General features: G+C 61.0%; 23 protein-coding genes and 1 pseudogene. 12 read left to right on the top strand and 12 right to left on the bottom strand.

Features of this window, described 5'->3' with window-relative positions; genetic code table 11:
• Positions 1 to 101: 101 nt before the first annotated feature.
• Positions 102 to 644: a hypothetical protein gene (locus tag HMPREF3087_RS07175; protein WP_070428600.1), complete on the bottom strand. Its 543-nt coding sequence runs from the start codon at positions 642 to 644 to the stop codon at positions 102 to 104.
• A 111-nt stretch (positions 645 to 755) separates the two neighbouring features.
• Positions 756 to 989, bottom strand: a pseudogene (locus HMPREF3087_RS10405) (transposase); the annotation flags it as partial.
• A gap of 498 nt (positions 990 to 1,487) precedes the next feature.
• Between HMPREF3087_RS10405 and HMPREF3087_RS07165 the strand changes: the two are divergent.
• On the top strand, positions 1,488 to 2,228 hold the full coding sequence (locus HMPREF3087_RS07165) for a DUF4261 domain-containing protein (protein ID WP_141738899.1): 741 nt from the start codon (positions 1,488 to 1,490) through the stop codon (positions 2,226 to 2,228).
• Positions 2,229 to 2,336: 108 nt separating this feature from the next.
• Here the strand turns inward: HMPREF3087_RS07165 and HMPREF3087_RS07160 are convergent, their stop codons facing one another.
• From HMPREF3087_RS07160 to HMPREF3087_RS07150, 3 genes are read right to left on the bottom strand one after another with little or no spacing between them, the layout of a single operon-like run.
• Positions 2,337 to 2,765 (bottom strand): GNAT family N-acetyltransferase, encoded by a 429-nt coding sequence (locus tag HMPREF3087_RS07160; RefSeq protein WP_083272088.1) that lies wholly within the window; start codon positions 2,763 to 2,765, stop codon positions 2,337 to 2,339.
• Between the two features lie 50 nt (positions 2,766 to 2,815).
• Complete coding sequence (locus HMPREF3087_RS07155) at positions 2,816 to 3,058, bottom strand: hypothetical protein (protein WP_070428597.1); 243 nt, start codon at positions 3,056 to 3,058, stop codon at positions 2,816 to 2,818.
• 1 nt (position 3,059) lies between these two features.
• Positions 3,060 to 3,305, bottom strand: coding sequence for a ribbon-helix-helix domain-containing protein (locus HMPREF3087_RS07150; RefSeq protein ID WP_070428596.1), 246 nt, complete (start codon positions 3,303 to 3,305; stop codon positions 3,060 to 3,062).
• 174 nt (positions 3,306 to 3,479) lie between these two features.
• Here HMPREF3087_RS07150 and HMPREF3087_RS07145 point away from each other — a divergent pair, with 174 nt between their 5' ends.
• On the top strand, positions 3,480 to 3,809 hold the full coding sequence (locus tag HMPREF3087_RS07145; RefSeq protein WP_070428595.1) for an XRE family transcriptional regulator: 330 nt from the start codon (positions 3,480 to 3,482) through the stop codon (positions 3,807 to 3,809).
• A gap of 59 nt (positions 3,810 to 3,868) precedes the next feature.
• Positions 3,869 to 4,447, top strand: coding sequence for a DNA-3-methyladenine glycosylase I (locus HMPREF3087_RS07140; protein ID WP_070428594.1), 579 nt, complete (start codon positions 3,869 to 3,871; stop codon positions 4,445 to 4,447).
• Between the two features lie 115 nt (positions 4,448 to 4,562).
• Here HMPREF3087_RS07140 and HMPREF3087_RS07135 read toward each other — a convergent pair whose 3' ends face one another.
• Positions 4,563 to 6,080, bottom strand: coding sequence for an ATP-binding protein (locus HMPREF3087_RS07135; RefSeq protein ID WP_070428593.1), 1,518 nt, complete (start codon positions 6,078 to 6,080; stop codon positions 4,563 to 4,565).
• A 204-nt stretch (positions 6,081 to 6,284) separates the two neighbouring features.
• A complete protein-coding gene (locus HMPREF3087_RS07130; protein ID WP_070428592.1) occupies positions 6,285 to 6,602 on the bottom strand; it encodes an amphi-Trp domain-containing protein in 318 nt (105 codons plus the stop codon).
• Between the two features lie 175 nt (positions 6,603 to 6,777).
• Between HMPREF3087_RS07130 and HMPREF3087_RS07125 the strand changes: the two genes are divergently transcribed.
• The 3 genes from HMPREF3087_RS07125 to HMPREF3087_RS07115 all read left to right on the top strand — a co-directional run bounded on the left by HMPREF3087_RS07125 (position 6,778) and on the right by HMPREF3087_RS07115 (position 10,209).
• On the top strand, positions 6,778 to 7,401 hold the full coding sequence (locus HMPREF3087_RS07125; protein ID WP_070428591.1) for a hypothetical protein: 624 nt from the start codon (positions 6,778 to 6,780) through the stop codon (positions 7,399 to 7,401).
• Positions 7,402 to 7,478: 77 nt separating this feature from the next.
• On the top strand, positions 7,479 to 8,183 hold the full coding sequence (locus HMPREF3087_RS07120; RefSeq protein WP_070428590.1) for an LptM family lipoprotein: 705 nt from the start codon (positions 7,479 to 7,481) through the stop codon (positions 8,181 to 8,183).
• A gap of 97 nt (positions 8,184 to 8,280) precedes the next feature.
• Entirely contained in the window at positions 8,281 to 10,209 is a 1,929-nt protein-coding gene (locus tag HMPREF3087_RS07115; protein ID WP_070428589.1) for a heavy metal translocating P-type ATPase, read from the top strand.
• 121 nt (positions 10,210 to 10,330) lie between these two features.
• On the opposite strand, the gene HMPREF3087_RS07110 is transcribed toward HMPREF3087_RS07115, so the two are convergent.
• From HMPREF3087_RS07110 to HMPREF3087_RS07100, 3 genes are all read right to left on the bottom strand, one after another.
• Complete coding sequence (locus HMPREF3087_RS07110) at positions 10,331 to 12,232, bottom strand: alkaline phosphatase (protein WP_070428588.1); 1,902 nt, start codon at positions 12,230 to 12,232, stop codon at positions 10,331 to 10,333.
• A 162-nt stretch (positions 12,233 to 12,394) separates the two neighbouring features.
• On the bottom strand, positions 12,395 to 12,739 hold the full coding sequence (locus HMPREF3087_RS07105) for a hypothetical protein (protein WP_070428587.1): 345 nt from the start codon (positions 12,737 to 12,739) through the stop codon (positions 12,395 to 12,397).
• A 189-nt stretch (positions 12,740 to 12,928) separates the two neighbouring features.
• On the bottom strand, positions 12,929 to 13,390 hold the full coding sequence (locus HMPREF3087_RS07100) for a hypothetical protein (RefSeq protein ID WP_070428586.1): 462 nt from the start codon (positions 13,388 to 13,390) through the stop codon (positions 12,929 to 12,931).
• A 107-nt stretch (positions 13,391 to 13,497) separates the two neighbouring features.
• Here HMPREF3087_RS07100 and HMPREF3087_RS07095 point away from each other — a divergent pair, with 107 nt between their 5' ends.
• Together HMPREF3087_RS07095 and HMPREF3087_RS07090 are read left to right on the top strand one after the other, a co-directional pair.
• Positions 13,498 to 14,082 carry a TetR/AcrR family transcriptional regulator gene (locus tag HMPREF3087_RS07095; RefSeq protein ID WP_070428585.1) on the top strand — a complete coding sequence of 195 codons (585 nt, stop codon included), beginning with the start codon at positions 13,498 to 13,500 and terminating at the stop codon, positions 14,080 to 14,082.
• Positions 14,083 to 14,139: 57 nt separating this feature from the next.
• Positions 14,140 to 15,072 carry an acetamidase/formamidase family protein gene (locus HMPREF3087_RS07090; RefSeq protein ID WP_070428584.1) on the top strand — a complete coding sequence of 311 codons (933 nt, stop codon included), beginning with the start codon at positions 14,140 to 14,142 and terminating at the stop codon, positions 15,070 to 15,072.
• A 270-nt stretch (positions 15,073 to 15,342) separates the two neighbouring features.
• On the opposite strand, the gene purU is transcribed toward HMPREF3087_RS07090, so the two are convergent.
• Together purU and HMPREF3087_RS07080 are read right to left on the bottom strand one after the other, a co-directional pair.
• Entirely contained in the window at positions 15,343 to 16,185 is an 843-nt protein-coding gene (gene purU, locus HMPREF3087_RS07085; RefSeq protein ID WP_070428583.1) for a formyltetrahydrofolate deformylase, read from the bottom strand.
• Between the two features lie 106 nt (positions 16,186 to 16,291).
• Positions 16,292 to 16,990 (bottom strand): GntR family transcriptional regulator, encoded by a 699-nt coding sequence (locus HMPREF3087_RS07080; RefSeq protein ID WP_070428582.1) that lies wholly within the window; start codon positions 16,988 to 16,990, stop codon positions 16,292 to 16,294.
• A 190-nt stretch (positions 16,991 to 17,180) separates the two neighbouring features.
• On the opposite strand from HMPREF3087_RS07080, the gene HMPREF3087_RS07075 reads away from it, so the two are divergent.
• From HMPREF3087_RS07075 to HMPREF3087_RS07060, 4 genes are read left to right on the top strand one after another with little or no spacing between them, the layout of a single operon-like run.
• Positions 17,181 to 18,437, top strand: a complete 1,257-nt coding sequence (locus tag HMPREF3087_RS07075; RefSeq protein WP_061944198.1) for a sarcosine oxidase subunit beta family protein — start codon at positions 17,181 to 17,183, stop codon at positions 18,435 to 18,437.
• Positions 18,438 to 18,448: 11 nt separating this feature from the next.
• The gene (locus HMPREF3087_RS07070) at positions 18,449 to 18,802 is read left to right on the top strand and encodes a sarcosine oxidase subunit delta (RefSeq protein ID WP_061944200.1); all 354 of its coding nucleotides are present in this window, start codon (positions 18,449 to 18,451) and stop codon (positions 18,800 to 18,802) included.
• Entirely contained in the window at positions 18,795 to 21,833 is a 3,039-nt protein-coding gene (locus HMPREF3087_RS07065) for a 2Fe-2S iron-sulfur cluster-binding protein (RefSeq protein WP_070428581.1), read from the top strand. The genes HMPREF3087_RS07070 and HMPREF3087_RS07065 overlap by 8 nt, the downstream gene beginning before the upstream one ends.
• Complete coding sequence (locus tag HMPREF3087_RS07060; RefSeq protein ID WP_070428580.1) at positions 21,826 to 22,479, top strand: sarcosine oxidase subunit gamma; 654 nt, start codon at positions 21,826 to 21,828, stop codon at positions 22,477 to 22,479. The genes HMPREF3087_RS07065 and HMPREF3087_RS07060 overlap by 8 nt, the downstream gene beginning before the upstream one ends.
• The last annotated feature ends 131 nt before the right edge of the window (positions 22,480 to 22,610 follow it).

The raw sequence follows: 22,610 nt of genomic DNA, 5'->3' as shown, positions 1-22,610 counted from the left end.
GCACCGATGGCAGCACGTGTGAGCGAGAGATTTCCTGCCCTCCGAACGTCTGCGTGGACGCGTTCATCAGGCTGTTGCCAACACGTGCCGGCGTACTTGACTCACCCCTGGGGTGAGGTGTTCTTCTCCTCCAGTTTCGTGCCGCCGCTGAGGCACCACTCCTTCCCAGCCGAATCTACGAACGCAACTTCTGTAATCATCTTCTGACCTTTGCCCTTAACAAGGAAGTCTGGGGCCTCGTTCGACCGGTCAAGATCAATGAGGGCTCCCCAGAAGTACTTGGGGTGGCTTGGCACGACGAACCTACCGGGAGGAAGCGCTCCTAGCTCAAGAGGCCGGTTCTGGACACTGCCGTCCAATCGCTGGCTATAGACCTTGACATCGTAAATTGGCTTGGTCGAGCCGTTGTACAGGAAGATGGCCCAACTCTCTTTATCCTCGCGTTGAGACAGCCTCGCCCCGAGCGCGAAGACAAGTTCTGCCTGCTCGCGTTCAATTGCTTTCTTCCTATCTTCATCACGTTTTTGCTCAACCGTCAGCAACCGCGAGCTCACGCGCCACGCGACAAACGCAGCAATCACGGCCAAGATGCCCCCGATTGATCCGACCCACTCGGCAAGCGACCCGATGTTCAATGCTTTCACCCTCTTGATCCAAACCGCCCGACTAGCACTCTGCCAATAGTGCCAAACTAGGAAGGTTGGCGGGCAACACGTCTCGAATAGCGGCTGGTGCCGGCTGACCCTCCCCTCACGTTACCGACTCTTCCGGTTTTGGAGTGCGTTGAGCCGGGCTGGTAGCGGCCCGGAGTGGAGCAGGCAGGGCAGCACGTAGTGCTCGAAGTTCCTGAACCCCGGCCCGATACCGCGCAGGTGCTCGAGGTGTCCGTTGATCGCTTCGACCGAACCGTTCGACGCGCCACCGCGATCGAAGTACGCCAGCACATGAGCCCGTTTCCGCCACAACGTCCGCCCCAACTGAGCAAGCTCGTCCAGCCCAGCTGGCAGATCACGGACAGCATTATGGCTGACGGCATCGTCGTGGAGTTCCGCTTCAACGTTTAGAGACAGCAATCAATGCGGCCCGTGCCACTTCTGCAGTTCCCGACTCCGGTCTGATGGGACAAAAACCCGTACGCAAAACCGAAAACAGCGGCTATGCTGAAGACGTAGAAGCCATCGGCTGGAAACCAGCCATCATCCCACTCTTGCACCCGCCCAACCAGCTGCGTTCAAGCCCCACCGGGGACTAAAGCCGCGAATTGTGGCGACACCGCGAGGTCTACATTGCAGTCGACCTCGACTTCCACCTCGTCACCCTTCCAAAGTGCTGCCACCGCACCTCCTGGTGAAATGATCGCCCGAATCCTTTCACGAGGAGACAGGCATGTTCGGACTGTTTGGCAAGCGTTCTGGCAAAGCGATCAAAAGCACTCGCCCCGAGCCCACCTATGAAATGAGCGACGGCCCGGTCATCGGCATGTGCTGTTGAGCGAGTCGGTCAGCAGGGAACAGATTATCGAGGCCCTGAATGACCACATCAGTGACGATGAGGTCTTCGAATGGGACGAGGATGCGGCTGACGGCGATACCGTGGCCTGTACGATCAACGGGCTCTGGGTGCCAATTTCGTTGGTGGATGCACCGTTTCCCGACGGCGAGGCGCAGGGGGTACTCCACCCGATGTTCGCTGGCGACGACCCCGAGGCCATTGCGGAACACCGCGCATTCCTGCTCGTGCCGGGCATGCCCGGCATCTCGAAGGGCGACAGCGACGACGGGGCCCCGCTCAGCCATTTCGACGCCGTGATCAACCACGTGCAGGTGGTGCGCGCGCTTCTTCACCTGGAGGAAGCCGTGGGCTACTACTCCGGTGACGTGGAAACCACGTACGGCAAGGAGCCCTACCTTTCGTTCACCGAGGCAGAAGACCCGTTAGCCGCGGCCTTCCTGGCGCCTGTGTGGATCGCTCAGCGTGAAGACGGCGCTTGGGACACGGACTCGATCGGCCTGACGAAATGGGGCATCCCGGAGATCCAGGTGGTGGGGTCGGCGCGCGATCCCGGCGACCTGTTCCCCTACCTCATGGACATCGTTGGGTACCTGCTCGGTGGGGCACGGATCCGAGCTGGCGAGACCCTCGGGCGCGACGAGAACGAGAAGATCATGACGTCGTGGCAACCGAGCATCGTCGACGAAGAAGAGACAGCTCTCCAGCTGGAGATGTGAACATGACGGGAGAAGGAGCCCCCATGCATGACGTCGAAAGTCTCATCAACGTCGACAATCCGGCCTGGCCTCATCTTCAGAAGCTGATTTTCGACGAATGAAGTCCGCTTAGCTGAAGTGCACGAAAACGCGCGCCTGTTCGCTGAGATCGCCGAGGTCGCGGGTCTCTGTGAAGCCCATGGCTTCGTAGAACGAACGAGTGGCCTGGTCACAGTCGGTCATGAGCACCTTTTGGCGCACCTCGTTGTAGGGCTCGAACGCGCGCGAGAAGAGCTCGCGGCCAATCCCGCGTCGATGGTGGCTCGGCCGCACAAGAATGTCCTGTAAATAGGCGATCGTGAGCCCATCGCCGACGACGCGGGCGAGTCCCACGAGTTCGTCGCCCACCCTCGCTGTCACGACCCGAAGTGAAGCGCCAATTGCCGCTTCGAGCCGTTCGGGGGTACGCGTGTAGACCGTCCAGCCGACGGAATCATAGAGTGAAACAAGCTCTTCTCGCGTGGGCACCTCATCGTGCCCGTACGTCACGATATCCATGGGTTCGAGTCTATTGCAGGAGACAGCGGAGCCTCTGGCTATCTTGGTGATTAGTCGAGCAGGGTGCGGTACTGTTTTCGAGCTTTCATCGAGTGAATGACGGTTTCTGAGCCGTCGTCCCAAATAAGGACAACCAGCTCGAGCAGTCGTGTTGAGTTATCGAATCCGAGGCGAAGCTCTCGTTGCGGGTTCTCGTCGTCAAGTGGAGCCTTGAAGGCGCAGCCTGACGTTGCTGCAATCACGGAATCTTCCGGCTTTATGCCGTGTTTTGTTGCGCTCCGGTGAACTTCCACCTTAGATTGCGTTCCTCAATACTTCGCGGATTGCTTGAGACCTCGACCAGCCGTGGGCTGCGGCATAGTTATCCAAATCAGAAAGTTCGCTGGGCGAAAGGCGAATGGAGACAACCTTTGCCGCCGCCTCGTCACGAGGCTTCCGACCCCGAGAGCGCAGGGTCTCCACGTCATAGCCGCATTCTGCTTCGGCCGCCCAAGCCTCGATCTGCTTTTCGCTGACTGGCTTTCCTTTGATGGTCTTCATGCCTTAATCGTAATACGAAATTAGATTAGACGCTAGGTGCTGTGGGGTTCTTGTGGAGTACGTCGACTGCCAGTGGCGGCATATTGTGCCAGGTGGCCTGTGGGGCTTGTGCCCTTTGAGCAATGAAGCGCCACGCTCATTGCGGCTTCAGCTGCTCAGTTTGATACTTGATCCATGACAATCTGGAAAGTGTCCGACGACTGGTTTGATCGGCACACAACTCAAGACCTTGCTTACCGCGTCAGGGTGCGTGCAGTTACGCCGAACGCGATGGATTCTGCGTGGGCGCGCATCGTTAAAGAACATGGCTCTGACGATGATGGCGTTGTGCCCATCGGCGGGGCTGCGCTCATCCGAGTGAACGATCACGAGGCTGAAGCCATCAGCGGAGGAGAAGACGCCCTCGACTCGCTCGAGTGGGCGGTCAATGACGTCCTCGGTGAAGCTCTCAAGGGGGCCGAGGTGCTGGTTGTTTCCGAAGAACGTTCCTTGGTTTTCGACTAGTTGCCGTCGGACAATTCTGCAATGCAGTTCGGTTCGCGTCCTTGAGGAGGGGTAGGCGCATGAATGATTCGCTCGTCACAGGTGACGATGGGATCATCCGGCCGGTGTGGGCTGCCTCGGATCCTCTGCTTCGTGAGTACTACGACACCGAATGGGGCCGGCCGGTCCGGGATGAACGGGGCCTGTTTGAGCGGCTCAGTTTAGAGGCGTTTCAGTCGGGCCTTTCATGGCTGACAATCCTGCGCAAACGCGAGAATTTCCGCGACGCTTTCGACGGTTTCGATCCCGAACTCGTTGCCGCCTACACCGATGCTGATCGGGAACGCTTGATGGCGGACGCCGGGATTGTGCGCAATCGGCGCAAGATCGACGCCACGATCACCAACGCCCAGGCCACACTTAATCTGCGTGCCGAAGGGGGACTGGCTGACCTCGTCTGGTCCTACCAGCCGAAGACGCATCCCGCCCCGAGAACAGCAGACGAGGTGCCCACCACCTCGCCAGAATCGAAAGCTCTCGCTGCAGCACTGCGCAAGAGAGGGTTCGTGTTCGTCGGACCCACGACCATGTTTGCGCTCATGGAAGCCGTCGGCATCGTCAACACCCACCTGGTCGGCTCAACCGCGCGGCCCAGATGACACTCTGAGGGGTCCTGAATGAGCCGCTTTCTATTCTGGAAGTTCGACTGCAATTAGACTGCAAGTCACACTGCAAAGATTTAAAGTGTGACTTACAGTCTGCAGTCTTTTGGGCTCAGTTGAGGCTGTAGCGGGTGGACTTGACGCCCTGGCGCCCTTCCATGATGACGATGCCCTCCTGAAGTGGCCTGCGCAGCGCGTAGCGAACCTGCCCTATTGTCAGTTTCGTGGCTGCAGACAGCTCATGAATGTCAAGAGGACCACGAGTCGCTAGAGCGCCGAGAACGTCAGCTTCATTTTTGGTCGGTGACGAGCTCAGCGGGGGTGCTGCCAGAACGCGAGAAATGTCGTTTGGGTCTCTTCTGGTTTCTGCTTCCGGAGAACACGGGTTGTTGGTTGGCCGCCACAGGAGAGCTTTGAACTGGACGCCGGTATCAATGAGCTGGGGGTCTCTCAGTCCACGTTGCTTGGTAGTTCGAAAGACCTCGCGAATGCCGCCGCCTTCTCCTTCGATTATCGATGCGCCGTTTTGCGTGGTTAGGCGTTTTGCAATGTGGTACAACCGCTGGTTGACAGCCGCTTGAGCGTGTTCGACGCTTTCCAGCTGAGACAAAGAAACGCCCCTAAGGCCGCCGGGGCTTTGGATGAACAGGCTTCTGTCAGTCAGCCTTACTTGAACCTGTTTTCCAGTGCCCAACGTGTTCGGCCCAAGGTCACGGTGGACCAAGGCATTTGCGAGTAATTCCCGTATTGCGTTCAGGGGTAACTCGGAAACAGTTTCCATATGACCGTCTCCACGGTAAACGTGATCGGTGTTCAGGTTGGATTCAACCCATTGAAGAAGCTCATCCAGCAGGACTGGGAGTGGTCCGGTGAAGTCTTGGAGGTTACGGTTTCGAGCCTGTCCTTCACCACCCGCCAGCTGTACTGCCGCGGTTACTGTCAGGGCCGGATATTGCCCCTGCGGGTACTCGCCGAGCGCGTACAGCCCTGCAAGAGTGGGCTCGCCAGACGCAGTCAGTACGTTAGTGCGCCGCAGAACCTGCCCGTCGGACTCGTCAGCTAACCGTCGGTCTCGGGAGCGGACCTGATTCACGTACAAGTCCGTGAGGTCACTGTTCAGATCGTCACGGTCGCGGCCCTTCGCTGGTTCTAGGTCGTAGTTGACCTGCTCGTCACTGTGCAGCCGTGCAACTTCGATCATCCTTTCTTCGTGCGCGTGCATCGGATAATCGCCATCGGCTTGTCGAAGGTACGCTCTGTCGCCGACTCTTGCGGGTTTGTCAGCTAAAGGCAGAGGTGATACTGCTGCGATGAGGACATGTTTCTTCTCGATCTCAACGGTTTGGAACTCGATATGCGGTTCAGGTCGGACACGGTGTCTTGCGGAACTCACCAGGCCAGCTTCTAACTGCGCGCTGTCCTGTACACCAACAACTGTGAACTCTGCATCGCCTTCGTCCACCCCGAGTATTACAGTTCCACCGTTTGGCATATTTGCAAAGGCGCACAGAGTCTCAGCCATACTGGGTACTCCGCCTGTGCCGCGTTTGACTTCAATCGAGGTGCTATCACCACGACGGGCGCGTAACTGCGCAAGCGTGGCGTTGAGAGTTTCAGGACTCCAAGTCATGGCTCAACACTATAAGTAAGACTGCAAAATTTGCAGTCTTACTTATAGTGTTGGCAATTAGGTAGAGGGTTGCCTGATTCTGCTGTCGGTGCTTTGGCCCAACCCTCCCTTTCACTGGCGAGGGTTTGGGAAAGCAAGGGAGTCTGCATGAGGCTCTGCGTTGCCCCTCAGCGCATTGCTGAGGGGGTCGATTGTGAGTCTGGGTTAGGAGATTGTGAAGCCCGAGGCGGGGCGGTCTTCCGCGATCGGCTTTCCGTTTTCGTCGACGTACCAGTCGATCTCGATTTCGAGTTCACGCTCAATTCCGCGACGCTTACGGGAGTCGGTGACTTCCATCGTCGTGCGGAACGTGCCGGGAAGATCCATGGCGAGAGCGTTGTCACCGGTGCCCAGTGTCATATCGCCGGCGCGGACACGCTCGGCAAGGCTTTCAAGGAACGCCGCCAGTTCCTCACGGCTGAAGTCGCCTTTGCTCTTGAGCAGCTTTTGGTTTCTCTTGGGTGTGTTCGGAGTCTGCGTCATTGCGGTCCTCTCTATGTCAGCAGGGGCGGCTTCGATAAGTGCTCGAGCCCTGGCTTGCGCAGCCGCTATCTCATTATATGAAACTATCGCTGGGCGTTGTTGGCTGGTCTACCAGAAGTGACCGCGGGTGCGTATTCTGTACGAAAGTCGTGGAAAGTTCATAAGGGATGAATGCATGAAGACTGTTCGCATTGCCATTGCTGTTGCCGCTGCACTGGCCCTTGCCGGCTGCGGCTCAGATGAGCCGTCGGTGTCAACTGGCGACAACACCCCAGCGCAGGAAGCGCCGAGTGAAGCGGCCACGGAGAGCGCTCCAGCACAGGACTCTGACGAGCCGCAAAAGCCGAAGGAAGAAGAGAAGCCCGCGGGCGAAAGCATGATGGGCGCATCCTTCGATGGCAAGAAAGTCGACCCCGAGGGATTCAAATCCACAGCAGTGTTTGCTGACGGCGGGTACTACTTCCAGACTCAGTCGGGTAAGCACCAGTGTGTGATCACTGCTGAATTCGTTGGCTGTGTGCACATGGCTGCGCCGCCCAATGCTCCTGAAGTCCAGCAGGCGGATGGCGGCTATGGTCCTGCTAACGCTTCCCGTATGTACGCCGGCAAAAAGGCTGAAATGTTCGGAATGAGCGATACGGCCTTCCTGAAGCAGGACGGCCAGGCAAAGGTTTTGGGCTACGGCGAAGTGCTTGATGTCAAAGGCTTCAAGTGCACTACGGGCATGGAACTCGGCGTCATCTGCATTCAGGGCGAACACGGGTTGCAGGTGTCTTCGCAGAAGTACACGCTTCGCTGATTTCGGCAGGGGGTGCGTGCGGTTTCATAGCGTGTGAGGGCAAAGAATTGCGAATTGTGAACGGATAGAATTGCGCCATGAAGATTCTGCGCACCGCGGGTGCTGTTCTTGCCGTGTTTGCCCTTGCTGGCTGCGGTTCGAGCCAGCCGTCAGTTGAAATTGCCCAGCCAGAGCAAGCCGAGACGAGCCAGACTGATAGCGGTCAAGAATCCGACGCCGGTCAGGAGCAATCTGATCCGGACGAGCCGATTCGCCCCACCGGCGGAGCTCCTGCGCCCAAGCAGCAGGATCAGAGGCAGGCTCCGAAGAAATCGAAGAGCTCCGGCGGGGGAGGCTCCAGCAGCGGCGGCAATTCGCTCAACAGCTACTTCAAGGGCGGCAAGAAGGTCGGCACTGAACCATTCCGCGAAGCAACCGGATATATCGGTGACGCGTACTACTTCCAGGCGCCTTCCAAAGTGCACTTCTGCATGATTTCGAAGGACTATGTCGGCTGTCAGTCGAGCAACCCGCCGGCGAATGCTCCTTCGGTTCAGTATGCGGACGGCGAGCACGGCAAGCCGAACGGCATCGTCATGGAACAGGGGAGTGGGCCTGCGTTTCAGGGGCTCACCGACACTGCGTATATCAACAACTACAGTGGCTCGACGGTTGTCCTTCAGTACGGTCAGGTCCTCGAGGCCTACGGTTTTAAGTGCACCACGAACGTCGATTCCGGTGTGATCTGCGTGCAGGGCTCCCACGGTTTCCAGTTCTCGTCGAAGAAGCATAAGATCCTCTGACGCCACCTCAAGACCCCAACATATTAGCTACTGCTTATATGTTGTAAGGTGGACATATAAGCAACTGCTTATATGTCCACCTTTTGAGGAGTGCCTGATGACCCCCGCGTGCTGTGCAGCAGAAGCCCCCACCCGCCCCATCGTTCCCGGCGAAGAAATTGAGACAGCCCCCGCGTGGTGGCGCGACCCGGCCCTGCTGCCGTCGGCAATCTCCGGTGCGTTCCTCCTCGGCGGCTTTGCCTTCGGCATTGCCGGCCACGCGCTGATTGCGACCATCCTCGAATCCATTGCTCTGCTGGCTGGCGCGTGGACTTTCGTGCCGGGAGCCCTGAGGGGAGTGGCGCGCGGCAAGATCGGCGTCAGCCTGCTCATGACGATCGCAGCGGTCGGTGCCGTTGCACTTGGTTATGTTGCCGAGGCGGCTGCGCTGGCTTTTCTCTTCTCCCTCGCAGAGGCGCTGGAAGACCGCGCGATGGACCGTGCCAAAGCGGGACTGCGGGAACTGCTTTCCCTGGTTCCGCAGACCGCCCGGGTGATGCACGGCGAAGAAGTCCACACGGTTCCCGTGGCGAACCTTCGTGAAAACGACCGCCTGATCATCGGCGCTGGTGATCGGATCGCAACCGACGGCGTGATCGTTGAAGGCCAGTCGCACATTGACACCTCGGCCGTTACCGGTGAGTCAATCCCGGTGGCGGCAGCAGAAGGTGACGAGGTGGCGGCAGGAACCGTCAACGGCTCGGGTTCGCTCGTGGTCAGGGCAACTGCGGATGGTCGGGACAACTCGCTTACGCAGATCGTTTCTCTTGTTGAGCAGGCGCATGCCCGCAAGGGCTCACGAGCCCGGCTGGCAGACCGAATCGCCCGTCCGCTTGTGACGATTTCACTCATTGCCGCGGCCTTCGTCGCAGTGTTTGGCTTCATCATCGGAGACCCGTGGACATGGGTTGAGCGCGCACTCATTGTGCTTGTCGCTGCCTCGCCGTGTGCGCTCGCCATTGCGGTGCCGGTGACCGTCATCAGCGCCATTGGCTCGGCATCAAAATTCGGCATCGTCATCAAATCCGGTGCGGCCTTTGAACGCTTTGGCGCTGTGGAACAGGTGGCCTTCGACAAGACCGGCACTCTGACCAACGGACGCCCTGAGGTTGCGGAGGTCCGCACGGCCGGGGAAATCACCGAGGCTCAGGTTGTGGCGTGGGCTGCCGCGGTCGAGGCGACAAGCACACACCCACTGGCCGAAGCAATCGCTGCGGCGGCGCCCGCTGCTCCTGCGGCCGCTGACATCATTGAAGAAGCAGGCCATGGCATTCGCGGGACCGTCCAGGGCACAGCTGTTCGTGTGGGCAGCCCGCGCTGGATCAACCCGGGCGGCCTCAGCGCTGATGCTGAAGAGCTCGCCGAAGCCGGTATGACGGTTGTGGTTGTTGAAGCTGACGGTGAGGTTGCCGGACTTATCGGTGCCCGTGATGAGCTGCGGTCGGAAGCGAAAGAGACAATCGCGATGCTTGCCGAAGAGGGCATCAACACAATCATGCTCACCGGCGATAACCGTCGCACCGCCCAGGCGATTGCTGCAGCAGCCGGCATTGACGAAGTGCGTGCTGAACAGCTCCCGGCCGATAAGGCGGCAGCTATTGCCGGGCTGAATGAAGGGCGGCCAACCGCGATGGTCGGCGATGGCATCAACGATGCTCCTGCACTCGCCACCGCAACGGTCGGCATCGCGATGGGCGCCACCGGTTCGGCTGCAGCGGTGGAGTCAGCTGACATCGCACTGACGGGGCGCGACCTTCGGCTGATTCCGGCAGCCCTCGCACATGCCCGTCGCGGCCGGAAGATTATGACTGTCAACATCGCCCTGTCGCTGGCGACTGTCCTTGCGCTGTTCCCGATCGCTGTCTTCGGTGTGCTCAACCTCGCCGGGGTGGTGCTGGTTCACGAACTCGTTGAGGTCATCGTCATTCTCAACGGTGTGCGAGCTGCTCGCGTGGGTCGGAAGCACCGCGGTATCGCTCCGCAGTGACGCGCAGGTTCGGCTCCTGTTGGCTTGACTGACGAGGTGGAGTGCAAGCACGTGGGCCCCGGGAAGTTCCCGGGGCCCACCGTGTGACTGTCTGTCAGTCTGCTGTCAGATCAACCTGATTTCAGGCGTCCGTTGTTGCGCGCTTGCGTCGACCTGCGACGACAGCGGCGGTACCGGCTGCCAGAAGGCCTGCCGCAATTGCGGCGGCCGTGCCGATTTCAGTACCCGTGCGGGGGAGTGCTCCACCGGTGTTGGAGCCGCTGCCTGCAGCCGCAGGTGCCTGGGAGGGGTCGTCGTCCGAGTCTGCCGCTGCGTCGTCGTTTTCGGTCTGCTCGCGGCCCTGTTCGTCGTCGCCTGGCTGTTCTTCCTTGCCCGGTTCTTCTGCGGGCTGGTCGGCGCCGCCCTCTTCGGGCTTGCCGGTCGGGTCGTCGCTTGCTTCCTTCATAAGGTCGAAGGAAAGCTTCGCCACATCGGTGTTGTCGATGTAGTCACCGCGCACGGGGTCAGTGCCCTTGACGTGGTTGCTGATGCTGTCGGTACCGGCACCCTTGGCGAAGAACGGAACCAGGTGGTTGGTGTGCTGGGGCGAGTTCCAGCTGTCAATGGGGAGCGTGCCCTTCGTGCCGGTCATTGGAGCCCACTGCTTGGTCGAGGCGGTGCCTTCTTCAGCCTGTGCGGGAGCGGCAGCTGTGGGAGCAGCATTGCCTTCGTCAGCTGCGCCTTCGGTTGCGCCTTCGTCGACAGCGCCATCAGTCGCACCGTCGGTCGCGCCATCAGTTGTGCCTTCGTCGGCTGTGCCGTTCACTGCACCGTTGAGGTAGCCGGTTTCGTGGTCAGCGGTGACGATCACAAGGGTTTCTTCCCAGCTGGAGTTCTTTTCGACCCATTCGGTGACAGCTTCGACCGACTTGTTGAAGTCGTCCATTTCTTCAATGTTGCCGACGGTGGCGTTGGCGTGGCCGGCCCAGTCGATTGCGCCGCCTTCGATCATGGTGAAGAAGCCGTCTTCGTCCTGTGACAGGACATTCAGGGCCGCCTTGGTCATGTCCTCGAGCGACACGACGTCGTTCTTCTTTGCTTCGCCTGGCAAAGGAGCTTCGCCCTCGATCGGCTGACCGTCGGTGCGGCCCTTGCCCTTGTTGCGCGGCTCAGCTTCTTCGAGGCTTGACCGGTTGAACTGCAGGGTTTCGGCAACCGGAGCAAGTCCGAAGAGGCGTTCGGGAACGTTTTCACCGCGAGCAATGGCTTCAATGCCCTTGGTGTCTTCAACGAAGGTTCGCCCCGAACCGTCCTTCTGGAGACCTGCGTACTGCTCTTCCGTCAGCCAGGCCCATTCCGCCTCGCGAGGCTGGGCGTCATCGTCAAACTTCGGGTGGCCGGCACCCATAATGACGTCAAGCGAACCGTCGATCATCTGCTGAGCGATCTTGTGGTTTTCCTTGCGGCTTTCAACGTGAGCGCCCCATGCGGCGGGGGTTGCGTGGCCGAAGGGCACCGAGGACACGACACCGGTTGCGCGTCCGGTTTCGTGAGCGTGCTCAGCGGCGTTCTTGATGGGGTTCTTGTCCCCGTCAACGCCCAGGTAGCCGTTGTGGGTCTTCTGGCCGGTGGCCAGCGCGGTGCCTGATGCAGCCGAGTCGGTGGGGTCCTTCTTAGCCCAGTCGAAGTCACCCCAGGCGTCTTCGCTCTTGTACTCGGGGGAGTCGAGTGAGGGGTGCTTCATGGAAAGCTGCACGTCGAAGTTCTCATAGACCTGTGACGGCGTTTCCCCGTAGCCGTCCTGCTTCGTGATCTTGTCACCAGCGCCGGGCTTGCCTTCAATCTGCCAGTTGGTCTTGCCGTTGTTGTAGAGGCTGGATGCGTCAACGTGGTTGAAGCCCATGCCGTCGCCGATCATGATGATCACGTTGCGCGGTTCGGTCTGCGGTTCGGCCATGGCGGGCGCTGCGAAGCCCATGGAGCCGACCGCAGCGGCGGCGACTGCGCCGCCCAGTGCTCTGCGAGCGGTTGATGTGAAGCTCATTGCGTTCCTTCGACGTGGTTGTTGTGTGACTCAACAACCACATCGAACGCGAGTTGCAGGCCTCTGACCTCGGGTTATATGCGAAGCGAGCGCAAAGTCAACTTCGGGTCAACGAATCCATCGCTGACAGGGATTCGCTGGAAGAGCGCTTTGGCGTGCTGTTCAGGCTTCAACCGCTTCGGGCTCACGCCTGCCCGCAACCACCGCCGCGGCCGCTGTCGTCAGCAGGCCGCCGGCGACGGCGGCCGCAACTGCGAGTTCGGTTGTCGTCTGCGGCAGCGAGCTCCCACTGCAGTCGTAGACAGCGCGAACGCTTTCGACATCGGGCGCGTTTCCGTAGAGCTTGGTAACACTCGCCTCGGCCTCCGCTGCCGAGGTGCCGCTTGCCGTGATCTGCTCCGTCTGGTCCGGTGCCGCTGCTGCGGGTGCGGCAAAACCGGTGATGGTCAGGGCAGCAAAAACAGCCGTTCCGACAGTGATCTGGCGGGCGGTGTTCGCAAAGCTCATGCAGCACTCCTCAGGGTTCCGTATGTGAAAGGGAGGGGCGGCGCGAAAGCGCCGGACCTATTGCACTCCCAAAGAGTGGCGGGATGCTGGCCGGTGGTTGGACCGGCGGCAAGCCCGAGGTGAACGCACGGACAATACCGTACGTTCACCTCGGGCCTGTCACGGCTGTAGGGCTTCTTGGGTGGAAATTCAGCCCAGAAAGTTGAAGCCTGCGACTGTAAGAGTTCCGAATAGCGTGCCCCACATGATGATGGAGACAATCTGCCATCCGGCAACAGCGTTGCGGGAGGCGCCAAAAGACACCATTGCCATCGATGTGATCTGGCTGGGCAGAACCGTCTGTCCCAGGAGGCTGACACCGGGCACGCCCCAGCGGTCGAACATTTTTCTCAGGCGCTGCGTGCTGCGTTTGGGCTCACGCTTGGCAAAGCGGCTGCGCAGTTTGTGTGCACCGAAGACCAGCAGAAGCATCGATGCTGTGTTGCCGATGACTGCGGCGGTGACCGCGACAACCGGGTGGACGCCGGCGATGATCCCAATTGTCGACCCGAAGTAGGACTCGACGAACGGCAGTGCGGCAATGACGATGACGCCGGCCCACCGCGCCCATTCGGGCAGTGACTGCGTGAAGTTCTGAAGTGCCTCGATCATGATTCCTCCCGGCTTGGTACGGTGTGCTAGTTCAGTGTACTAGCACGATGTACTAGACTGTCAAGGGTTGAATGGGGCAGTGCTTCAGGCAAGTGATGGGAGTTCGAATGAGTGATCGGCGTGAGCAGATTCTCGAAGCGGCCCTGCAGTTGGCGAATGAGAGCGGCCCGGGGGCGCTCAGCGTGCGTGCGGTAGCTGAACGTGCGGGAATTGGGGCGAGCACTCTTCGCTACTACTTTCCTGCGCAGAGCGATCTTGCGTTTGCCGTATCGGAGCGAATGATGCTGCGCACGGTTCCCGACCTCAACATCGAAGACTCGTCATTGCCCCCGCAACAGCGACTCGTGGAGTGTGCGATGCAGTTTCTGCCGCCGAGTGCTGACGAGGCTCCGTATCTGGTCAGTGTCTGGGCAGAACAGATCGGCCAGGGGTTCGGCCTCAAAGCAGGCGAGACCTCGAGGCGCCTTTTGGAGCGGCTGTATCGGCTGGGTATTGGTCGTTTTGAGGCCTGGCTGGGCGTCCTTGCCTCAGAGGGGCACCTGGATGAAGGCGAGGTTGCCGAAGCGGCTTCGATGCTCTCAGCTGCCTGTGACGGCTTCATGCTCCAGCTGGCAGCCGGGGAGGCTGATCTTGATCAGGTGCGCTCGCGCCTGGAAAGGCTGTGTGCTCTGATTGTGCACGGTGAACACTGACGGTCCGTATGGCGATTTCACAGGCCGTACTGCCGTGAAATCGGAGAAGATTGGGCCATGACAACGATTGACCACTTCCTCTCCAACGAAAACGGCAAAGGCTCCTTCAGCGCCGACATCGAACCCGTCCTCAGGATCAAGCCGGGAACCGGTGAGACCATCGGCTTTGAAACTGACGACGAGGTCTATGACCAGCTGTACGAAGGCAAAACCCTCGACCAGATCACAGCACAGATCAACCCCGTCACCGGACCGGTCTACGTCGAAGGCGCAGAGCCCGGCGACACCCTGGCCGTCCACATCCACGACATCGAGCTGACCGAGTTCGGCTACTCGGTGTACCTGCCCGGTGCCGGAGCGTTGGCCGGGCGTATGGGTGAAGATCAGATGGCTCGCCGCATCCCAGTGAAAGACGGCAGGGTCGCGCTGCTCGACGGTGTGGAGGTCGATGCTCTGCCGATGATCGGCTGCATCGGCACCGCCCCTGCCGCAGGTGAAGGCTCGGTCGTCATGCCGAGCTTCGCAAACGGCGGAAACATGGACCTCACGGATGCCAAGCCCGGCTCGACCGTCTACTTGCCTGTCGACGTGCCCGGAGCGCTGCTGTCAATCGGCGACATCCACGCCATCATGTCCCGCGGTGAATCCAGCTTCGTCGCAATCGAAGCGCAGGGCACGGCCATCGTGTCCGTCGACCTCATCAAGGGTGTGAAGCACCGCGCTCCGCGAATTGAAACAGAGGACGAATGGATCTTCATCGGCCTGGGCAATCCCGTACAGGAATCCATCCAGCGCGGCTACGAAGACATCTTCGACTTGCTTGTTGAAGACAACGGCTATTCGCGTGAAGACGCCTACGTCGTTATGAGCGCTCTTGCACATTCAGAGCTGGGCGGCCCCACCGGTTCGGAAGATCCCGACCCGCTGCACCCGTTCACAGCAATCGGCGCAGTGACGGTCCACCGCCTGCCGAAGTCACTGCTCACATGACCCCAAGGTGAGCGCTGCATCCAGCGTGAATAAGTACAGCGGCCGGGTTCTGGATTTCCAGAGCCCAGCCGCTGTGCTGTGCAAACCGTGAGTGCCTGCCTTAACCCTTATGGGCAACGCCCTTCTTCCAGTAGCCCATGAACGACACGCACTGGCGAGGGACCCCACGCCCCTGAACGAGCAGGCGCCGCATGGCAATGGCCGGAAGTGCGGTTTCGTCGCCGGAAAACTGGAGTTCCAGTTCCCTGACGAGGCCTGAAGAAGGGCGAATCAGCTGAACACGACGGTGCGGGTCCCATCCATCAGCACGCGGTGCTCGGCATGCCAGCGCACCGCCTGGGCCAGCGTCCGGCCCTCAATATTGCGCCCGATTGCAATGAGCTCATCCGGTGACTTCGTGTGGTCGACCCGTACGACGTTCTGCTCGATGATCGGCCCCTCATCGAGGTCAGCCGTCACGTAGTGAGCCGTGGCGCCGATGAGCTTCACGCCGCGGCTGTGCGCCTGGTGGTAGGGGCGAGCGCCCTTGAAAGCCGGTAGGAACGAGTGGTGGATGTTGATGGCCCGCCCCGCCAGCTTTTCAGCCAGTTCGTCCGACAGGATCTGCATGTAGCGGGCAAGCACCACCAGTTCGATGTCGTGTTCCTCGATGAGCTCCAGCAGTCGGGCTTCTGCTTCGGTTTTCGTGTCCTTGGTGATCGGGACGTGCTCGTAGTCCACGCCGTAGAAGTCTGCGTGCTTCCTCAGGTCCATGTGATTGGACACGACCAGCGGCACATTGATGTTGAGCTGGCCCAGGTGATGGTCGAACAGCACCTCGTTGAGGGTCCGCGGATCTTTTGAGCCCATGATGAGGGTGCGCACCCTGTCGGCACTGCGGTGCAGGCCCAGCTCCATGGTGAAGCGTTCCTTGACAGGCGCCATTGCGGCTTCCAGTTGTTCGCGGTCGCACGGTGCATCAACCTCGATGCGCAAGAAGAACGTCCCGGAGTCCGGCGAGGTGAACTGCTGGGATTCGACGATGTTCCCGCCCAGGCGGACAAGGACTTCCGTGACGGCGTGGACGATGCCCGGCGCGTCTGCGCAGGCGACGGTGATGATGAAGCGCTCCATGGCTCTCACTTTGTTTGGTGAAATCGGCTGGAGCTATTGAACCAGTACTGGCATTGCATCAGGTCAGCGCCCCTGTTTGGGCGCTTCCCGAAGGTGGCGGTCAGCGTCAGAACATGGCGCGCAGGCTGCGCTCGAATTCGTCGATGTGTTCAACCGTCATGGTTGCAGCCTTATCGGCTTGGCCGTCGACAATGGCCTCCAGCAGCGGAATGTGATCTTCGGCGTGCTCAATGATTCCAGGCAGGCGGTGTGCGGCGAGCGCCCAGATCCGCATGGCCAGGTAGTGATAGCGGGCCAGGATGTCGGCAATGTGCGCATTGCCGCAAGCCTGATAAATGGTGTGGTGGACCAGGGTGTCCAGCCGTAGAAACGCTTCTGCGGCCCCGCCGTCTCCGGCGGAATCCTCGGGGGCTTCTGCGACAAAGCTGCGGATGCGCTCGATGGCGGCGCGCAGATTGTCCCGCTGCTGCGCGTTGGCGCGTTCAGCGGCTGCGCTGGCCGCGACGGGTTCGAGTGCTCTGCGCAGCTCTGTCACGGCTGCGAGTTCGGCAATGTCGACGCCCGCTGCAAAAGTCCCGCGCCGCGGGTAACTCACCACCAGGTGGTCGCCTTCCAGGCGTTTGAGCGCTTCCCGTATGGGTGTCCGGCCGACTCCCAGTTCGTCTGCGAGCTCGGTTTCGCTGATCGGCTCACCGGGGCCGATGCGCAGCAGGATGAGCTTCTCTTTGATCGCCTCATAGGCAGTTTGGGCCAACGAGGTGCCGGTCGGCCCCCACTGGGGGAGTTCGGCTGGGGCTGAACTCATGGTGTGGCTCCTTCAGTGGTTGAGTCTTCTCGCTGTGGCGTTGAGATCGGTCTGGGCTTGGCAGAAATCAGGCAAAAATCGGTGTGCGGTTCTCTTGACCTGACCTCTTCAGCAACTCTACTATGACACTAATATATCAGTCGTCGTTTAACGATTCCTGCTCATCAGAGCCGATAGCAAGGAGCCGCCCATGAGCATTAAGCGCATCGACACCGGTGTTCTGACTGCGAATCAGCGGGAACTGCCGGAGCACCCCGATTTCATGTGGGGAAATCCGGAGCCCAAAAAGTCCTATGACGTCGTCATCATCGGAGGTGGCGGGCACGGACTGGCCACCGCCTACTACCTGGCGAAGAACCACGGCATCACGAATGTCGCCGTCGTGGAAAAAGGATGGCTGGCAGGCGGCAACATGGCCCGCAACACCACCATCATCCGGTCGAACTACCTGTGGGATGAATCCGCAGCGATCTACGAACACTCGCTGAAACTGTGGGAGGGGCTGGAAGAAGAGCTCGACTGCACCCTGTTCTTTTCGCAGCGCGGAGTTCTCAACCTGGCCCACACGCTGGGGGATGTGCGCGAATCCATCCGCCGGGTCGAAGCCAACCGCCTCAACGGCATCGACTCCGAATGGCTCGATCCGCAGCAGGTGAAAGAAGCCTGCCCCATCATCAACATCAGCGACGACATTCGCTACCCCGTCATGGGCGCGACCTACCAGCCGCGCGGCGGCATCGCCAAACACGACTGGGTGGCCTGGGGCTATGCCAAGCGCGCCGCCGAACTCGGCGTGGACCTCATTCAGAACTGCGAAGTCACCGGCTTCCTCTTCGACGGCAACAGGGTGACGGGAGTGCAGACGACCCGCGGCACAATCGCAGCCGGCAAAGTCGCCATGTGCGCAGCCGGACACACATCGGTGCTGGCCGAGCTCGCCGGCATCCGAGTGCCAATCCAGTCTCACCCGCTGCAGGCACTCGTGTCCGAACTGCACGAACAGGTCCACCCCAATGTCGTGATGAGCAATCACGTGCACGTGTACGTGTCCCAGGCTCACAAGGGCGAACTCGTCATGGGAGCCGGTGTGGACTCCTACAACGGCTACGGCCAACGCGGCTCATTCCACGTGATCGAAAACCAGATGTCAGCAGCTGTTGAGCTGTTCCCCATCTTCGCCCGCGCCCACCTGCTGCGCACCTGGGGAGGGATCGTCGACGTGACACTCGACGCCTCGCCGATCGTGTCGAAAACCGAGGTCGACCAGCTCTACATCAACTGCGGCTGGGGGACCGGCGGCTTCAAAGGCGCCCCCGCAGCCGGCCTGACCTACGCACACACCATCGCCGAAGACGAACCTCACCCGCTCAACGCCCCCTTCAGTCTTGAGCGCTTTGTCACCGGCCAGCTCATCGACGAACACGGCGCTGCCGCCGTCGCCCACTGAGAGGAGTCATCATGCTCATGATCGACTGCCCGTACTGCGGGCCCCGCGCTGAAACCGAATACACCTACGGCGGTCAAGCCCACGTGAACTACCCGGAAGACCCCCAGGCGCTCACTGACGAACAGTGGGCCGAATACGTGTTCTATCGGGACAACCCCAAAGGCTCGTTCTACGAACGCTGGGCGCACACCGCCGGCTGCCGCAAATGGTTCAACGTCCTGCGCGACACCCAGAGCTACACGATTTCCACTACCTACCGTCTGACGGACCCCAAACCCGAACTTCCGCAGCCGCCGGCCGTAACTCCCATGGCTGCCCCGCAGGAATCCGGCCCGCACACTGCTGGAGGGAAGAACAATGACTGAGCAGAACTACGCTGAGCAGACACACACGTCGCACCGGGTGCGCACCGGTTCAATCACATCCGAACGAACCATCACCTTCACCGTTGACGGCCAGACCTACACCGGGCAGGCAGGCGACACGATTGCCTCGGCCCTGCTGGCAAACGGGCGGATCCGCGTGGGTGACTCCATTTACCGGCGGCGCCCCCGCGGCATTCTCTCAGCCGGTGCGGAAGAGCCGAACGCCTTCGTGATGGTCAAAGGCGAACACAATGAATCCATGCTCCCGGCAACGCGGGTGGAAATCTCAGAGGGCATGTCCGTGGAGCTGCTCGAAGGCATCGGCCAGCTGGATCCGAGGCCGGATGAAGACGAATACGACAAGAGCACAATCTTCGCCGAAGTCGCAGTCATCGGATCCGGACCGGCCGGCCTTGCCGCAGCACAGGCCGCCGCGGTCTCCGGCAAGCGCGTCGTGCTGTTCGAACAGGACCACGCCTTCGGCGGAACCCTGCTCGACTGCGCACCGGATGACGAAACCAGCGTCATCGACGGCCTGCCGGCAGCCCAGTGGGTTGAACAGACAGTGCAAGAGCTGCGAGACTCAGGCAATGTCCGCCTGCTGTCGCGCACAACTGTTGTCGGCTCCTATGACAACAACTACCTCGTGGCACTCGAGGACCGCGACTCGGCATACAAGGCTGCGGGCGAAACCCGCCATGACGGAGTGTCGCGCCAAAGGCTGTGGCACGTGGTCGCCGGGGAAGTCGTGCTCGCCACCGGAGCGTTTGACCGCCCGCTGGTCTTTGCAGACAACGACCTTCCCGGAATCATGCTCGCTTCAGCGGTCCAGCGGTACCTGGGTCGCTACGGGGTGCTGGCGGGACAGAAGATCATTTTGTTCACCACCCACGACACCCCCTATCGCACTGCAGTCGATGCGGCACGCGCTGGAGCTGAGGTGACCATCGTCGATTCTCGAGCCGACTCCGCGCAGGCTGATACGGCACGAGCCGCCGGTGTCGAGGTGCGCCCCGGCAGTGCTGTGGTCCAAGCGGAAGGTGAAGACCGCCTCGAAGCCGTGTGGATCGCCCCGCGCGGTCAGGAACACCAGGCGGAACGCGTAGAAGCTGACCTGCTCGCAGTCTCCGGTGGACTGTCGCCCAACGTTCACCTGCACTCCCAGCGGCAGGGCCGCATGTACTGGGACGACCAGCTGGCCGGATTCATCCCGGCCGCCGCCGTTGAACGTCAGCACACCGTCGGCGCCCTCAACGGAAGCTACAGCTTGGCCCGTGCGCTCGCCGAAGGAACCGCCGCCGGAGCAGCAGCCGCAGCGGGGGAGGCCAGCTCCTTCTACGACCCCGAAACGGCAGCCGCGCGCGTGACTGAGACCGGCCAGGCTGACCAGCTGTGGTTCATTCCCGGCCCAGACGCCGAACAGCAACTGGGCACTGAACCCGAACAGCTGTCCGCACTGGCTGAATACTTCGTCGACTTCCAGCGCGACAACACCGTCCGCGACATCATCCGAGCCTCCGGCGCAGGCATGCTGTCCGTTGAGCACATCAAGCGCTACACCTCGATCTCCACGGGTGTGGACCAGGGGAAGATCGGCGGAGTCAACACCATTGGCCTCATCGCGGAAGCTCTCACGGGTGCTGAAATCAGCGCTCTGGCAACCGGCCAGCCCGGTCAGAAGCCGATCAACACTGTGGTGAGCGGCACCTCGGGAGAAAACAGGCGGATCACCCCCGGGCAGATCGGCACAACAACCTTCCGAGCCCCCTACACCCCGGTGGCGTTTGCGGCACTTGCCGGGCGCGGCGTCGGCAAACTCTACGACGCCGCCCGGCAGACGAACATCCACCCGTGGCACGTGGCCCGCGGCGCGGTGTTCGAAGACGTCGGCCAGTGGAAGCGCCCGTGGTACTACCCGCAGGACGGGGAGGACATGGACGCAGCAGTTGCCCGCGAATGCCGGGCAGTACGCGAATCCGTGGGCTTCCTGGATGCCACAACACTCGGCAAAATCGAAATCAAGGGCAAAGACGCCGCGGAGTTCATCAACCGGATCTACACCAACGGCTATCTCAAGCTCAAGGTCGGCAAAGCCCGCTACGGGGTTATGTGCACTCCCGACGGCATGGTGTTCGACGACGGTGTGACCCTGCGTTTGGCAGACGACCACTTCTTCATGACAACCACAACCGGCGGAGCCGCCGATGTCCTCGAATGGCTCGAAGAGTGGTCGCAGACGGAATGGCCGGAACTGGACGTGGTGTTCACCTCGGCGACCGAGCAGTACAGCACAATCGCCGTCGTCGGCCCGAAATCCCGCGACGTCATGCGCAAAATGGCCCCGGACCTCGATGTGTCGAAAGAGGGATTCGGGTTCATGGAGTACCGCAACACGACACTCGCCTCCGGCATCGACGCCCGGGTCGTGCGCATTACCTTCTCCGGTGAACTCGCCTATGAAATCAACGTGCCCACCTACTACGGACTCAAAGTGTGGGAAGACGTTGCCGAAGCCGGCGCGGAGTTCAACATCACGCCCTACGGCACAGAAACCATGCACGTGCTGCGAGCCGAAAAGGCCTACATCGTGGTTGGCCAAGACACAGACGGGACCGTCACACCGCAGGACCTCGGCATGGACTGGGTCGTATCGAAGCTGAAGAAGGACTTCATCGGCAAGCGGTCGTACTCACGGCTTGCCAACACCGATGAGAACCGCAAACAGCTGGTGAGCGTCCTGCCGACCGACCGCAAGCTGCGCCTGCCGGAGGGCAGCCAGCTGGTGTTCCCCGACGACTTGGGCGACTACACGGGCGAGGGTCTGCCGAAGGCTCCGATTCCCATGCAGGGGCACGTGACCTCCAGCTACGATTCGCAGGCCCTGGGCCGTACGTTCGGGCTTGCGCTGATCAAAAACGGGCCGTCGCTCATCGGTCAGAAGCTCATGGCCACGTGCGAGGGAGGCTTTGCCGAAGTCGAAGTCGGGCCGACCGTACTGTTCGATCCGGAAGGAGAACGCCGAGATGGCTGACAACACCGCTGTTTCTCAGGCCGAAGTCTCGCGACAGGACGTCCTTAGTCTGCGCCGCAGCCCGCTTGCCGAACGCGCCGCCGAACTCGACGCTGCTGGCGGGTCGCGGGTGCGGCTGCGCGAAGTTCCGTTCCGCACGCAGATCAGCCTGCGCGCCGAACCGGGCGGGCCTGCCGCCGACGGGCTGGAGAAAGTGCTCGGTGCACCACTTCCGCGGAAGGTGGGCCAGGTTTCCGAGGTCGAGGCGCCGGTCACCGGGCACGTGCTGTGGTTCGGTCCGGATGACTTCCTGCTGGTTGCAGGTGACGAGGCGGAAAGGGAGCTGTCGTGTTCCGCTCTAGCCGGGATCCTCGCCGAGGCGGTGGGGGAACACCGCGGGCAGGCTGTTGACCTTTCAGGCAACCGGACCGTGTTGGAGCTGTCGGGACCGAACGCCGTCGACGTTCTCTACAGAATGGTCGAGGTGGACGTGCACCCGGACTTCTTCCCGGTCGGCAGTGCGATCCTCACGCTGGTCGCCGGTTCTTCGGCCGCTCTGTGGCGAACGGATGAGGATTCGTACTGGATTATGCCGCGAGCATCCTTTGCCGATCACACCGCCAACTGGCTGCTCGACGCTATGCGGGAGTTTGCTGACCGCCCCTAGCTGGTGTGGCCGGCCCCGGTGCTGTTTGAACAGCGCACGGAGGCCTGAGAGGCGTCCTGACACAAAGGTCCGGCCCGGTGGAAACCGCAGAGGTTCCCACCGGGCCGGATCTTCTGTCTGAGCTCGGCTCA

Source organism: Brevibacterium sp. HMSC22B09 (assembly GCF_001806795.1).
Taxonomy (GTDB): Bacteria; Actinomycetota; Actinomycetes; order Actinomycetales; family Brevibacteriaceae; genus Brevibacterium; species Brevibacterium ravenspurgense.
The sequence above is the reverse complement of the archived record's forward strand: the minus strand, read 5'-3'. Positions and strand labels throughout refer to the sequence as shown.

Coding starts and splice junctions, on each gene's coding strand:
- HMPREF3087_RS07160 (WP_083272088.1), bottom strand. CDS start 2,765: ATGGATATCGTGACGTACGGGCACGATGAGGTGCCCACGCGAGAAGAG.
- HMPREF3087_RS07150 (WP_070428596.1), bottom strand. CDS start 3,305: ATGAAGACCATCAAAGGAAAGCCAGTCAGCGAAAAGCAGATCGAGGCT.
- HMPREF3087_RS07145 (WP_070428595.1), top strand. CDS start 3,480: ATGACAATCTGGAAAGTGTCCGACGACTGGTTTGATCGGCACACAACT.
- HMPREF3087_RS07140 (WP_070428594.1), top strand. CDS start 3,869: ATGAATGATTCGCTCGTCACAGGTGACGATGGGATCATCCGGCCGGTG.
- HMPREF3087_RS07135 (WP_070428593.1), bottom strand. CDS start 6,080: ATGACTTGGAGTCCTGAAACTCTCAACGCCACGCTTGCGCAGTTACGC.
- HMPREF3087_RS07130 (WP_070428592.1), bottom strand. CDS start 6,602: ATGACGCAGACTCCGAACACACCCAAGAGAAACCAAAAGCTGCTCAAG.
- HMPREF3087_RS07125 (WP_070428591.1), top strand. CDS start 6,778: ATGAAGACTGTTCGCATTGCCATTGCTGTTGCCGCTGCACTGGCCCTT.
- HMPREF3087_RS07120 (WP_070428590.1), top strand. CDS start 7,479: ATGAAGATTCTGCGCACCGCGGGTGCTGTTCTTGCCGTGTTTGCCCTT.
- HMPREF3087_RS07115 (WP_070428589.1), top strand. CDS start 8,281: ATGACCCCCGCGTGCTGTGCAGCAGAAGCCCCCACCCGCCCCATCGTT.
- HMPREF3087_RS07110 (WP_070428588.1), bottom strand. CDS start 12,232: ATGAGCTTCACATCAACCGCTCGCAGAGCACTGGGCGGCGCAGTCGCC.
- HMPREF3087_RS07105 (WP_070428587.1), bottom strand. CDS start 12,739: ATGAGCTTTGCGAACACCGCCCGCCAGATCACTGTCGGAACGGCTGTT.
- HMPREF3087_RS07100 (WP_070428586.1), bottom strand. CDS start 13,390: ATGATCGAGGCACTTCAGAACTTCACGCAGTCACTGCCCGAATGGGCG.
- HMPREF3087_RS07095 (WP_070428585.1), top strand. CDS start 13,498: ATGAGTGATCGGCGTGAGCAGATTCTCGAAGCGGCCCTGCAGTTGGCG.
- HMPREF3087_RS07090 (WP_070428584.1), top strand. CDS start 14,140: ATGACAACGATTGACCACTTCCTCTCCAACGAAAACGGCAAAGGCTCC.
- purU (WP_070428583.1), bottom strand. CDS start 16,185: ATGGAGCGCTTCATCATCACCGTCGCCTGCGCAGACGCGCCGGGCATC.
- HMPREF3087_RS07080 (WP_070428582.1), bottom strand. CDS start 16,990: ATGAGTTCAGCCCCAGCCGAACTCCCCCAGTGGGGGCCGACCGGCACC.
- HMPREF3087_RS07075 (WP_061944198.1), top strand. CDS start 17,181: ATGAGCATTAAGCGCATCGACACCGGTGTTCTGACTGCGAATCAGCGG.
- HMPREF3087_RS07070 (WP_061944200.1), top strand. CDS start 18,449: ATGCTCATGATCGACTGCCCGTACTGCGGGCCCCGCGCTGAAACCGAA.
- HMPREF3087_RS07065 (WP_070428581.1), top strand. CDS start 18,795: ATGACTGAGCAGAACTACGCTGAGCAGACACACACGTCGCACCGGGTG.
- HMPREF3087_RS07060 (WP_070428580.1), top strand. CDS start 21,826: ATGGCTGACAACACCGCTGTTTCTCAGGCCGAAGTCTCGCGACAGGAC.